We start from the raw sequence: 12721 nt of genomic DNA on the forward strand, positions 1-12721 counted from the left end.
CTGCGGCTGCTGTCCGAGCGCGCCGGTGTTTCGCGCCGTTCAGGCGTCAGGACGGATCGGCGCCCGGGGTGATGTCGCAATGTAAAGGCGATAGCGCCGCGTCACACGCCGCCGAGCGCATGCACGCCGACGAGCAACAGCGCACCGATCGCGATCAGCAGCAGCGCATGAACGCGCGTGTAGATCACGCACAGCGTCGACGCCACCGCGATCGCGCGGGCGGCCCAGCCGCCGTCGAGCGTCCGCAGCAACACCCATACCGACGCGACGATCATGCCGGCCGCGACGGGGCGCAGGCCGGTTTCGAGCGCGATCTGCCAGCGCGCACCCCGGTGTCGCCGCCATAGATGCGCGACGCCGTAGATCAGGAACGCGGTCGGGCCGAACAGCGCGAGCGTCGCGATCACCGCGCCCCAGAAACCGGCCACCTGCCAGCCGATCAGCGTCGCCAGCAGCGAGCCGGGGCCCGGCGCCATCCGTGCGATCGCGAAGTCGTTCACGAATTGCGTGGCGCTCATCCAGTGATGGACATCGACGACTTGCCGCTGGATGTCCGCGATGACCGCCTGCCCGCCGCCGATCGTCGCGATCGACAGCGGCGCGAATACGCCGAACAGGGCCGCGTAGCGCGCCGATGCGTTCATCGTGCGTCGCTCTCGACCGGCGCGGCGGCCGCACGGCGGTATTCGAGCGTGACGCTCAGCGTGCCGCCGATCAGCACGGTCCATACGAGCGGCCAGTGCAGCACGGCGACCGACACGAACGTGAGCGTCGTCACCGCGAACGGCAGCACGCGGCGCGGCAGCCGGCGCACCGCGGTGATCGCCATCGAGATCGACAGCCCGATCGCCGCGGCCGCCGCGCCGGCGAGCGCGACGTGCGTGAGCGGGAAGCGCGTGAGGGTCGAGAACGCGACGCCGAACAGCACGATCAGCACGGCCGACGGCGCGATGATGCCGGTGAAGCCCGCCACCGCGCCGCGCCATCCGGCGAGCCGGTAGCCGATCCAGATCGCGAGGTTCTTCACGTTGACGCCCGGCAACGCCTGCGACAGCGCGAGACCGTTGAGGAACGCGTCTTCGTCGAGCCAGCGCCGCTCGTGCACGAAGTCGCGCAGCATCCGCCCGCTGAGTCCGCCGCCGAAGCTGGTCAGGCCGATCTGCGCGAATGCGATGAACAGCGCGAGGACGCCCGGTGGCGGCGCGTCGCCTGCGGGCGGTGCAGTGGGAGTCATGGCGGAGGGCGAGGGCATCGGGCGGGTGGCGCGTGGCGATCAGGCGATCGCCCATGTTAGCAAGCGGTGCCTGTCAGCACGCTGACACGGGGTTCGGTGCGGGGGCGGTGCAACCCGCGGCCGATTTGACGCGTACGAACGCGCCGCGCAATACGCCACGCAGTTGCGTTGCCGATGCGGCGCGACACCCGAACCGGCGTATGATCGCGACGCCACTCGCGCAACGTTCGACGCCACCGCTTCTCCATCATGCCGCCTTCCGATCCCGCTGATCCCGCCGATTCCATCGCGCCGTTTCCCGCCGATCTCGTCACGTCCGCCGTCGACGCGCTTGCGCGAGCCGACGCCTTGCTCGTCACGGCCGGCGCCGGCATCGGCGTCGATTCCGGGCTGCCCGATTTTCGCGGCACGGACGGCTTCTGGCGCGCGTATCCGGCGCTGCGCCACGAGCGTTTCGAATTCCACGAGATCGCGTCGCCGCACGCATTTCGTGCGCGTGCGCCGCTCGCATGGGGATTCTACGGGCACCGTCTCGCGCTCTATCGCGCGACGGCGCCGCACGCGGGCTTCGCGATCCTGCGCCGCTGGATCGACGCGATGCCGAACGGCGGCTTCGTGCTGACGAGCAACGTCGACGGCCAGTTCCAGAAAGCCGGCTTCGATCCGGCGCGCATCGTCGAGATCCACGGCTCGATTCATGCGATGCAATGCCTGCGCCCGTGCACGGACGCGACGTGGGACGCGGCGCCGTTCGTGCCGGAAGTCGACGAAGCGACGTGCCGCCTGGTCGGCGACATGCCGCGCTGCCCGCACTGCGGCGGTCTCGCGCGGCCGAACATCCTGATGTTCGGCGACACCGGCTGGCTCGGTGCGCGCTACGACGCGCAGGAGCGCGCATTGGAAGACTGGATCGCGCAGGCCGGGCGCGTGGTGGTAGTCGAGATCGGCGCGGGCACCGCGATCCCGACTGTGCGCCTGCTGAGCGAACGGCTCGGCGCCGACGTGATCCGCATCAACGCGCGCGAGGCGCATGCGCGCCGGGCGGACGTGATTGGGCTGAAGGGCGGTGCGCTGGCGACGCTGAACGTGCTCGACCGCGCATGGCGCGGCGGCTGAGCCCCGCGCTTGGCGCCGACCTGCGCCGAAGCCGCGTGATGGCGGCCGCGCGACTACGGCCGCGCGACGAGCGCCTGCACGAGCGCCGGCGCGATCGGTGAACCGAGGCCCGTCACGTAGTCGTAGCCGCCCGCTGCGTTGCAGATGCTGCCGCAATTGCCGTTGGACCCGGTCGTCACGTCGTGAAAGTCGCTGCCGTACGCGGTTTTGCCGACCGTATGGAGCGTGTCGTAGGTGCCGCTCAACGCTTTCTTGCCGGCCGCCGCGCGCAGCGAATTCGCGATCGCGACGAGCGCCGCCCATTGCGGCGCCCCCGCGCTCGTGCCGCCGACCTGAAACCAGCCAGCCTGCCCCTGATAGGCGACCGAGTCGTACACCGCGAAACCGCTGGAAGGATTCGCGTCGTAGCTGACGTCGGGCACGCCGCGCTTGCCGGCCACCGGAACCGGCCATGCGGTCTGGCCGGCCGGTTCGGCCTCGACGCTGCTCACGCCGCCGCCGCTGCCGCTCCATGCCGCCTCGCCGATGTAGTTGCCGGCCGTATCGGACGACAGCGTCGTGCCGCCGACGGACACCACATAAGGCGACGCGGCCGGGTATTCGGTGCCGGTGCCGCTGTCGCCGGACGACGCGACGAACGTGACGCCCGGTACGTTGAAGTGAGCGTCGAAGCCGGTCTCGCTGCTGAATTCATTGCCGCCGAAACTCATCGACACGACCGACGCGCCGCGCTTGACCGCGACGTCGACCGCGGCCAGCAGGTCGTTGAAGCTGGCCGACGCGGCTTCGACGAGCAGGATCTTCGCCTTCGGCGCGATCGCGTGGACCCATTCGACGTCGAGCGAGATCTCGAGCGCCCAGCCTGAATCGGTCCTGGGCCGCCCACCGCGTGCGTACACCTTGGTGAAACAGCCGTTCGACGACGTGCAGGCCGGCAGCGAGAACGCATTGCTGAACACGCCGAGATCGGATTCGATCTTCGGGTGGTCGTACGCGTCGACGATCGCGACGACCATCCCGTCGCCCTGGTTCGCGATCGTGTCGAATCCGTATGCATGCCGCGTGAGTGCCGGCGTGAGGCCGGCGATCGCGGCCGTGCTCGCGCGCGACTTCGTGTGGAACGGCGGGCGGGCAAATCCGATCGGTGCGCGGTGGCCTTCGACGTAGGATGGCGGCCCGTTGCCGTCGGCGAGCGCACCGCCGGACGCGAGCAGCGACGCGCACAGCGCCGGAATCAACATGGACGACAGGCGGATATCGTTCATTTTTCGAGTCTCCATGTCGATGGAGTGGGGTGGCGAGACGATTTTACGAAATCGACGGCGGTAATTGCATCGAATATCGGCCGGATACGGGAATGTCTGATAAGGGAAAGTACGTGGAGCCCACGTAGGACGGGAATTTCACGGGGTTGGTCCGAGCCGGATCGAACGGTTTTATCGGTTTTTAAAAAGCTGATAAATAATCGGCCGATTCAGAATCGATTTGTCATGTCGGATGAAATTGCCCGGTAAATGTTCGCCGCGGCGCGCAGGTGGAAATCGTGAAAGGCATCATGCGCTCGCGACGCGATCCGATGCCTGCCGGCCCGGTTCGTCGGCATTGCCGCTGTGGCGCGATTACGCATACAGTTCAGCGTAGGCCGCGTGCGCCGCGCGGCGCCGTCACTGAGGGGTGCCCTTGTTCTATTCGATCGTCGCGATCTTCGTCGGCGCCGGCCTCGGCGCGTTGCTGCGCTGGTTCCTGAGCCTCGCGCTCAACGCCTGTTTTCCCGCGGTGCCGCTCGGCACGCTCGCGTCGAACCTGATCGGCGGCTACGTGATCGGCGTGGCCGCCGTCGTGTTCACGGTCCGCGTCGGGTTGCCGCCCGAGTGGCGGCTGTTCGTGATCACCGGTTTTCTCGGCGGCCTCACGACGTTCTCGACCTATTCGGTCGAAGTGATGACGCACGCGCTCGAGGGCGAATTCGGATGGGCATTGGCCGTGGCTGCCCTACACTTGACTGGATCGTTCGCGCTGACGGCGCTCGGCATGTGGACCGCGCGCGCGTGGCTCGCGGCGGCCTGAGCGGGCCGCCATCGGAGGGAGCGATGGACAGGGTCTTGTTGCGCTTCTACGTGCACGAGCAGCATCGGCTGCACTGGAAGCCGCTGTGGGAGTGGCTATTGGAAGAGGCGAACCGGATGGGTGTCGCGGGCGGGTCCGCGTTTCGCGCGATGGCCGGTTTCGGCCAGCATCGCGTGCTGCACGAGGATCGCTTCTTCGAACTGCAGGGTTCGCTCGCGATCGAGGTCGAATTCGTCGTCACCGAGGACGAGGCGCAGCGGCTGCTCGAGCGGCTGTCGCGCGAGAAAGTGCGCGCGTGCTACGCGATGATGCCCGCGCGGTTCGGCGTGATCGACACGCTCGGCGCACCGCCGGCGCAGGGGCCGGCGGCGTAGGCCCGTCGCGCCGGATCAGATGCCGAACATCGTCAGCGACACGGCGGCGCGCGTGACGATCATCAGCAGCACCTGCACGATCACGAACAGCAGGATCGGCGACAGGTCGATGCCGCCGAGGTTCGGGATCACGCGGCGCAGCGGGTTCAGGAACGGCGCCGTGAGCTGGTAGAGGATCGGCATCGCCGGCGAGCGCGGGTTGAGCCACGACAGCAGCGCCATCAGGATCGTCATCCAGATCACGAGGTTGAGCGCCCACTTCACGACGGTGAGCAGCGCGACCACGACGAGCGTCGCGATCACGGCGGCCGGATCGAAGCCGGCCATGACGACCATCAGCACGACGTAGACGAGCGCGGTGAGCAGCGCGGCGACGACGCTGGCCCAGTCGATGCCGCGTACGCCCGCGATCACGCGGCGCAGCGGCAGCACGAGCCAGTTGGTCGCCTGCAGCACGGCTTGCGTGACGGGGTTGTACGGCGGCACGCGGACGGCCTGCATCCAGACGCGCAGAATCAGCGCGGCGCCGAATAGCGTGAAGACGGTATTGAGCAGAAAACGGGCGATCTCGCCGAACATCGTTGGCATCCTTTTTATTACAGTCAGTAGCGTGCGGCCGCCACCGCCGGTTGGCGGCGCATCGGCCGACACCTTATCACGCCTCGTCTCGCGGCGGGGAGGGGTGCGCGGCCACGCGCGCGAGCGACGTTTCGACGGCTTCGGCCAGCGCCGGCAGCGACGCCGGCGGCGTCGCGCGCTTCGCCGCGAGTGCGATCGCGCGGCGCGTGAGCAGCGCATACAGCGCCGCGTGATCGCCGCCGCGCGCCTCGAGCAGCGCGAGCTGGCGCTCGACGATGCCCGTGTCGCCGCGCGATACCGGGCCGGCCAGCGCATTCGCGAGCCCCTTGTCGCGCGCGGTCTCGATCGTGCCGGCGAGCATCGGCAACAGCGCGCGCAGCGCGGCGTCCTCGTCGAAACCGAGGCCGCGCCACAGCTCGACCGCTTCCGACAGCCCGCACAGCGCGAAGCTCGCCGCGTAGTGGGCGGCCGCGTGATACAGCATCCGGCCGCCGGCCGGAATCGACAGCGGATGGCAGCCGAGTGCGGCGGCAAGTCGCAGCAGCGTCGCGTGCAGCGCACCGTCCGCTTCGATCGTGACCGAGCAGCCGTCGATGCGCGCGAGGTCGGCGTCGGTGCCGCCGAACAGATAGAGCGGATGAAAGCCGCCGGTGGCCGCGCCTTGCTGCTTCGCCGGATCGAGCAGCGCGACCGCCGACGCGCCGCTGCAATGGACGACCGCCTGGCCGGCGGCGCGCGATGCGTCGAAGCGCAGCGCCGCGGCGCTCGACGCGAGATGATCGTCGGGTGTCGTCACGAAGATCAGGTCGGCGGCGTCGGCCACCTGCTGCGGCGTGTCGACCGCGCGGCAGCCGTCGATGCGCGCGGCGAGGCCGGCGGCCGACGCAGGCGTGCGGCTCGCGATCGCGACGACCGGGAAGCCGGCCTGCGCGAAGCGTTGCGCGATACAGCGCGCGAGGCGGCCGGCGCCGATGAAGCCGAGGCGGGGTGTGTCGGGAAGCGGCATGGCAGCGGCGGTAAGCAAAAACGAGGCAGCCGCCAGTATCGCAGGAATGATGCCGGTGCCGTGGAAGGCCGGTTGCGGAGCCGCCGCACGTATGAATGACCGACAGGCGGCGCGATTCGGGCCGGCCGACGCTCGGAATGACGACCGCATCAGGATCGTCGAATCCGACCCCGAAACACCGCGCGCCCGTATCCCGCTTGAAATGTCGGCATCTCGTCTTTAATTTGTAATCGTTCATTACGTACGCGCGCCCCGTGCCCGCGACGGATCCGGTAAGACTGACCGGCCGTTGTGTGGCGACCCGTCTCCTCGGACGGAATCGCGCGACCCGCAAGGGGCGCCGCCCGCACCGGGTGTCGCGCCACACGGCGGCTCCGGCCGCGTGCGATTGCAATTTGCAACAAATGCCCGATACGCGCGGGGCGGGTTTTCGCTACATTGCTTCCATGCGACGTGCATGCCCGCCGTTGCCGACAGGGAGCGCCTAAAATACCGCTCCAGCAGGAGAATCGAAGTGAAAAAGCTCATTCCGTTCATCGCCGCCGCCGCGCTGGGCCTGGGTGCCGCAAGCGCCGCGCAGGCTCACGTGTCGATCGGGGTCGGCATCGGTGTCCCGGTCGCGCCCGCTTATCCCGTCTATGCACCGCCGCCGCCCGTGTATTACGCGCCGCCGCCTCCGCCCGTCTACTACGCGCCGGCGCCGGCCTACTATGCGCCGCCGCCCGCCGTGGTCGTCGGCGGCTACTACGGTCGCCCGTACTGGCGCCACGGTTATGGCGGCTGGGGTCATCACGGCTACTGGCGTCGCTGATTCGCCCCGCGCGGCCTGACCGCGCATGGCAAAACGGCGCAACGTCCCGCGAGGGGCGCTGCGCCGTTTTTCATTGGGGCCGCCGTTACGTGCGTGGCTGCGCGCAGCGCGGCCGCGATTACGCCGCGTGCACGATCAGGTCGCGGTAGCCGCCGACGATCACGCTGTACGAAAAGTACGCGAACAGTAGCGCCGACGCGACATGGCAGGCCCGCATCAGCCCGGCGCCCGCGCGCTTGCGGCCCTGGCTCGCGAGCGTGCACATGAAGAGCGTCCACGCGAGGCCGCCGAGGAAAAAGCCCGTCAGGAACACCGACGCGGTGGCGGGGGTGGTCGCGCCGGCTTTCGCGATCAGCGCGCCGCCGACCGCCGCGAACCACAGGATCGCGCTAGGCGACGACATCGCGAGCAGCATCCCGCGCATGAAACTGCGCCGCGCGCTCGCCCGCGGCGGAAGCGGGGCGTCCGCATCGTCGTCGGCCGCCTTGGCGGGCGTGAGCGCTTCACGCGCCATCTTCCACGTGAGGAACAGCAGCACCGCGCCGCCGCCGATCCATACGATCCAGCGCACGGGTTCGAACTGCAGCAGTACGGCCATTCCCGCGAGCGCGAGCGCCGCGTAGACGAGATCGCCGACGCACGATCCGACGCCGAGCCAGAAGCCCGGCCGGAAGCCGTGCGACAGCGTCAGCGACAGCATCGCGACGTTGACGAGGCCGATATCGAGACACAGCGACAGCGACAGAAAGAATCCGTCGGACAGCATGGAGGCGGGTGGAAAGCTCATCTTCTGGGTGCGTGCGACGATTGCGATGCGCGGGCCGGCGGGCGCCGGCCGCGTGGCGTCAGAGGCCGATCTCCTGCCACAGCCGGTCGACGCGGGCCTTCACGGCCGCATCCATCTCGATCGGGCGGCCCCATTCGCGGCTGGTTTCGCCGGGCCACTTGTTGGTCGCGTCGAGCCCCATCTTCGAGCCGAGTCCGGCCACCGGCGACGCGAAGTCCAGATAGTCGATCGGCGTGCTGTCCACCATCACCGTGTCGCGTACGGGGTCGACGCGCGTCGTGATCGCCCAGATCACCTCCTTCCAGTCGCGGATGTTCACGTCCTCGTCGACGACCACGATGAACTTCGTATACATGAACTGCCGCAGGAAGCTCCATACGCCGAACATCACGCGTTTCGCGTGGCCCGCGTAGCTCTTCTTTATCTGGACGATGGCCATCCGGTAGCTGCAGCCTTCGGGGGGCAGGTAGAAGTCGGTGATTTCCGTGAACTGCTTCTGCAGCAGCGGCACGAACACCTCGTTGAGCGCGACGCCGAGCACGGCGGGCTCGTCGGGCGGCTTGCCCGTGTAGGTCGAATGGTAGATCGCGTCGCGGCGCATCGTGATGCGCTCGACGGTGAACACCGGAAACCACTCCTGCTCGTTGTAATAGCCGGTGTGGTCGCCGTACGGCCCTTCGAGCGCGTGCTCGTACGCGGCCGCCGCATTGCCGGCCGGCCGCGGCGGTGCGCCGGCCGGAGCGGGGGCGGGGGCGCCTTCCTGCGGATGAATGAAGCCTTCGAGCACGATCTCCGCGCGCGCCGGCACCTGCAGCGTGTCGACGCCCGGCGTCAGGCACTTCGCGAGCTCCGTGCGGCTGCCGCGCAGCAGGCCGGCGAACTGATACTCGGACAGCGAATCGGGCACGGGCGTCACCGCGCCGAGCGTCGTGGCCGGGTCGGCGCCGAGCACGACCGCGACCGGATACGGCTTGCCGGGGTTGCGCAGCGCGAACTCGCGGAAGTCGAGCGCGCCGCCGCGATGCGCGAGCCAGCGCATGATCAGCTTGTTGCGGCCGATCAGCTGCTGGCGGTAGATGCCGAGGTTCTGGCGCGCCTTGTTCGGCCCGCGCGTCACCGTCAGGCCCCACGTGACGAGCGGCCCCGCATCGCCAGGCCAGCAGGTCTGGATCGGCAGCTTGTTCAGGTCGACGTCGGCGCCTTCCCAGACGATCTCCTGGCACGGCGGCGACGACACCGACTTCGGCGCCATGTCCCACACCGCCTTCGCGAGCGACAGCAGCTTGCCGGCGTCCTTCAGGCTCTTCGGCGGATCGGGTTCCTTCAGCGCGGACAGCAGGCGCCCGAGATCGCGCAACGAAGCGAGCGCGGCATCGTCGCCCGCATCGACGCCCATCCCGAGCGCGACGCGGCGCGGCGTGCCGAACAGGTTGCCGAGCACCGGGAATGCATTGCCGGGCGGCGCGTTGAACAGCAGCGCCGGGCCGCCGGCGCGCAGCACGCGGTCGCACAGCTCGGTCATTTCGAGCACGGGCGACACGGGCTGCGTGACGCGCCGCAGTTCGCCGAGCGCCTCGAGGCGCTGAATGAAATCGCGTAAGTCTTTGTATTTCATGAAGAAGGTCCGGGCCACCCGCGGGGACGGGCGGCGATGAGAGGGCGCGGCGGCCGGCTGCGACCCCGAATCGACCGACGATTTTACCCGGGCAGCCGCCCGGACGCCCGGCGCGGAAAAAAGTCGACCGCGCGCAAACCCCCTACGGCACGGGGCTTGCGTTCTGAAGAGCGGTTTTAAATTACTTTTTGTTATCATTTTGAGTTTTTATAGTGTTGACGATCTATAAAACCCTGCTAGAATCCGCTCACATTGGTTGCAGGGTAAAAGGCTTCGAGCCGCCAATCACCGATCTTTGACGCAGCGCGTCACCGTCCGCCGAATCCTGCACGGCGTCTTCGACGGCCTTTGTCGTAGTCCCAGCCAGCGCCACCAGACGCTGGTTTTTTGCGTGGGTGCCACCGCGTATGCCCGTCTCGCCCGTTGTGTGCGAAGGCGCCGGCCTTCTTACACCGTGGCCTCGAACGGTACTTATACCGTTTCCCCGATGCTTGCGCGTCCCAACCAAGGCGTGCGGCGTCGTGATTCCGCGGCGCGTTTTCTGTCTCGCCTTCGAGCTGAGCGAGCCGCACGAGTCATGTTCATGGGAGATGATCTGAATGAACGCTTGGTTATCGTGGCGTCCCACTGAGCAGCATGCGCAGATCGTGCGCAACTTGCTGCGTCGCGGGACGCGTGTCAGTCACCATCTATTCAGCGTTGTCGGCTGTTTCGCCGTCGCGGTTGCGCTTGCACTGTGGCTGCTGCCAACCGTCCGCGGCACGCTCGCCGCGAAGCTGATGCCGGTCGTATCCGCGGCCGTGCAGGCCGGCCCGGCCCGTCTGCTGTCCGGCCATCCGCTGCCGAACTTCGCGCCTGCCGGTGCGCAGCCGCAGCAGGAAGACAATCCCGAAACGGATACGCTTGCGGTCGGCCTCGATGTCGCACCGGAAGCTGCCGCGCAGGGCGCCCAGGGCGATGCGTCCGATCCGGCCCGCAATGGCCCGTCGCCGGTCGCGCTGGCCAAGCTGATTCCGATTCAGCGGGTGGCGGCCGATGCGCGCGACGATCGCGCGCTCGCGTCGAACCGCGAACAGGCGCTCGTCGCCACCTACCTGTCCCGCCGTTACCGCGTCGCGCAGGAGCCGCTCGGTCAGCTCGTCAAGGCGGCGTTCCAGACCGGCCGAGACGTCGGCCTCGATCCGCTGCTGCTGCTGTCCGTGATGGCGATCGAATCCGGCTTCAACCCGTACGCCGAAAGCGGCGTCGGCGCGAAGGGCCTGATGCAGGTCATGTCGAAGGTCCACTCCGACAAATTCGAGTACTTCGGCGGTACCGACACCGCGCTGCAGCCGCTCGCGAACCTGCAGGTCGGCGCGCTGGTGCTGAAGGACTGCATCGCGCGCGGCGGCTCGCTCGCGAACGGCCTGCGTCTGTACAACGGCTCGACGAACCCCGACGACAATGGCTACGGCTCGAAGGTGATGGCCGAGCGCGCCCGCCTGCGCGACGTCGCGCGTGGCCGCAACGTGCCGATCAATGCGCCGCAGGCGCCTGCGCAGCCCGCGAAGCCGATCGTTACCGCTGCTGCCGTGACGGCCGCGGCAGGCGGCGCGAAGCGCGTACATGCGACGCTCGACGGCACGACGTCGGTCAAGGCGGCGCCGAAGGAAGCGGCTTCGCAGGACGACGCGAGCGTCGATACCGCGAAGCAGTCGCGCGGCGATCATTCGGAGCTCGGCGCGTAACGTGTCACGCCCGCCGTGCGGCTGCGGCCGGCAGGACATGAAAAACACCCCAAAGGTTGGACGAGTGTCCAACTTTTGGGGTGCAGTTCATTCGGGCGCCTTTTCGCTTTGCGGTACGGTGAAGCGGCCGCTGCGCCGGCCGCGGCGTCAGTGTCGACCGAACAGCGTCGCGAGCCGGTCGACGGCCTCTTCGAGCCGCGAGTAGGCCGTCGCATAGGACAGGCGGATATAGTCGCGCGGCGCATGGACACCGAAGTCCATGCCCGGCACCAGCACCACGCCCGCATCGTGCAGCATCGCCTGCGTGAGCGCGGCGCTGTCGCCGGCCGCCGGGTGCGCGACGCCGCCGCAATGCGCATACACGTAGAACGCGCCGTCCGGCATCACCGGCACCGTGAAGCCGAGCCGCTCGAGCGCCGGTGCGATGAAATCGCGGCGGCGCTTGAATTCGAGCCGGCGTGTTTCGTAGATGTCGAGCGTCGCGGGTTCGAAGCAGGCGAGCGCCGCATGCTGCGCCAGTGCGGACGGGCAGATGAACAGGTTCTGCGACAGCTTCTCGAACGTGCCGACGAGCGCGGGCGGCACGACGAGCCACCCGAGCCGCCAGCCCGTCATGCTGAAATACTTCGAGAAGCTGTTCACGGTGATCACGTCGTCGCCGAACGACAGCGCCGACACGGGCGCGGCGTCGTAGCTGAGCCCCTGGTAGATCTCGTCGACGATCGTGAAGCCGCCGCGTGCGCGTACCGCTTCGACGATTCGCTTGAGTTCGTCCGGTTCGAGCGACGTGCCGGTCGGGTTCGACGGCGACGCAAGCAGCACGCCGCGCGTGCGCGCGTTCCAGTGCGTGCGAACGTCGTGTTCGGTGAGCTGGAAGCGTGCGTCCGGGCCGCTCGGCACGAGCACCGGGCGACCTTCGGCCGCCGCGACGAAGTGCCGGTTGCACGGGTATGACGGGTCGGGCATCAGCACTTCGTCGTCGCGACCGACCAGCGCGAGGCACGCGAGCAGCAGCGCGGCCGATGCGCCGGCCGTCACGACGATCCGCTCCGGGCCAATCGTGAGGCCGTATGCACGTGCATAGTGCGCGGCGATCGCCTCGCGCAGCGGCGTAATGCCGAGCGCGCTCGTGTACTGCGTGACGCCGCGGCGCAGCGCAGCCGCGGCGGCCTCGACAACCGGCTCCGGCGCGGTGAAATCCGGTTCGCCGATGCCCATGTGGATAACATCGCGCCCCAAGGACTCGAGCCGCTGTGCCTCCTTCATCAGTTCCATCACGTAGAAGGGCTGGATCGCGTCGACGCGTGCGGCGAGCGTGACGAGCGAATCGGCGGTGGTATTCATCGGCGGGCAGGGCGGGGAGAAAAGAATGAAAAACGGGCGCTTGCGCGCCCGTGGACCAACC

At 68.6% G+C, this 12721-nt stretch carries 13 protein-coding genes; 5 read left to right on the forward strand and 8 right to left on the reverse strand.

Annotation, left to right across the window (positions count from 1 at the left end; genetic code table 11):
- Window positions 1-101: 101 nt before the first annotated feature.
- Both WS64_RS02850 and WS64_RS02855 read right to left on the reverse strand, forming a co-directional pair.
- Window positions 102-644, reverse strand: coding sequence for a chromate transporter (locus tag WS64_RS02850; RefSeq protein ID WP_060965678.1), 543 nt, complete (start codon window positions 642-644; stop codon window positions 102-104).
- A complete protein-coding gene (locus WS64_RS02855; protein WP_060965679.1) occupies window positions 641-1252 on the reverse strand; it encodes a chromate transporter in 612 nt (203 codons plus the stop codon). The genes WS64_RS02850 and WS64_RS02855 overlap by 4 nt, the downstream gene beginning before the upstream one ends.
- 231 nt (window positions 1253-1483) lie before the next feature.
- Between WS64_RS02855 and WS64_RS02860 the strand changes: the two genes are divergently transcribed.
- Window positions 1484-2350 (forward strand): SIR2 family NAD-dependent protein deacylase, encoded by an 867-nt coding sequence (locus WS64_RS02860; protein WP_060965680.1) that lies wholly within the window; start codon window positions 1484-1486, stop codon window positions 2348-2350.
- Between the two features lie 53 nt (window positions 2351-2403).
- On the opposite strand, the gene WS64_RS02865 is transcribed toward WS64_RS02860, so the two are convergent.
- Window positions 2404-3615 (reverse strand): S53 family peptidase, encoded by a 1212-nt coding sequence (locus WS64_RS02865; RefSeq protein WP_060965681.1) that lies wholly within the window; start codon window positions 3613-3615, stop codon window positions 2404-2406.
- Between the two features lie 415 nt (window positions 3616-4030).
- On the opposite strand from WS64_RS02865, the gene crcB reads away from it, so the two are divergent.
- Window positions 4031-4417, forward strand: coding sequence for a fluoride efflux transporter CrcB (gene crcB / locus WS64_RS02870; RefSeq protein WP_059574149.1), 387 nt, complete (start codon window positions 4031-4033; stop codon window positions 4415-4417).
- 23 nt (window positions 4418-4440) lie between these two features.
- Window positions 4441-4791 carry a DUF190 domain-containing protein gene (locus WS64_RS02875; RefSeq protein WP_059574148.1) on the forward strand — a complete coding sequence of 117 codons (351 nt, stop codon included), beginning with the start codon at window positions 4441-4443 and terminating at the stop codon, window positions 4789-4791.
- Between the two features lie 15 nt (window positions 4792-4806).
- On the opposite strand, the gene WS64_RS02880 is transcribed toward WS64_RS02875, so the two are convergent.
- Entirely contained in the window at window positions 4807-5370 is a 564-nt protein-coding gene (locus WS64_RS02880) for a YggT family protein (RefSeq protein WP_006488584.1), read from the reverse strand.
- Window positions 5371-5446: 76 nt separating this feature from the next.
- Window positions 5447-6376: a Rossmann-like and DUF2520 domain-containing protein gene (locus WS64_RS02885; RefSeq protein ID WP_060965682.1), complete on the reverse strand. Its 930-nt coding sequence runs from the start codon at window positions 6374-6376 to the stop codon at window positions 5447-5449.
- A 514-nt stretch (window positions 6377-6890) separates the two neighbouring features.
- Here WS64_RS02885 and WS64_RS02890 point away from each other — a divergent pair.
- Complete coding sequence (locus WS64_RS02890; protein WP_059574146.1) at window positions 6891-7187, forward strand: hypothetical protein; 297 nt, start codon at window positions 6891-6893, stop codon at window positions 7185-7187.
- 118 nt (window positions 7188-7305) lie between these two features.
- Here WS64_RS02890 and WS64_RS02895 read toward each other — a convergent pair whose 3' ends face one another.
- Window positions 7306-7974 (reverse strand): LysE family translocator, encoded by a 669-nt coding sequence (locus tag WS64_RS02895; protein ID WP_059574145.1) that lies wholly within the window; start codon window positions 7972-7974, stop codon window positions 7306-7308.
- Window positions 7975-8032: 58 nt separating this feature from the next.
- Complete coding sequence (locus tag WS64_RS02900) at window positions 8033-9589, reverse strand: UbiD family decarboxylase (RefSeq protein ID WP_060965683.1); 1557 nt, start codon at window positions 9587-9589, stop codon at window positions 8033-8035.
- Between the two features lie 599 nt (window positions 9590-10188).
- Here WS64_RS02900 and WS64_RS02905 point away from each other — a divergent pair.
- Entirely contained in the window at window positions 10189-11316 is a 1128-nt protein-coding gene (locus WS64_RS02905; protein WP_060965684.1) for a transglycosylase SLT domain-containing protein, read from the forward strand.
- A gap of 147 nt (window positions 11317-11463) precedes the next feature.
- On the opposite strand, the gene WS64_RS02910 is transcribed toward WS64_RS02905, so the two are convergent.
- Complete coding sequence (locus WS64_RS02910; protein WP_060965685.1) at window positions 11464-12660, reverse strand: pyridoxal phosphate-dependent aminotransferase; 1197 nt, start codon at window positions 12658-12660, stop codon at window positions 11464-11466.
- Between the last annotated feature and the right edge of the window lie 61 nt (window positions 12661-12721).

Source organism: Burkholderia anthina, from assembly GCF_001547525.1.
Taxonomy (GTDB): domain Bacteria; phylum Pseudomonadota; class Gammaproteobacteria; order Burkholderiales; family Burkholderiaceae; genus Burkholderia; species Burkholderia semiarida.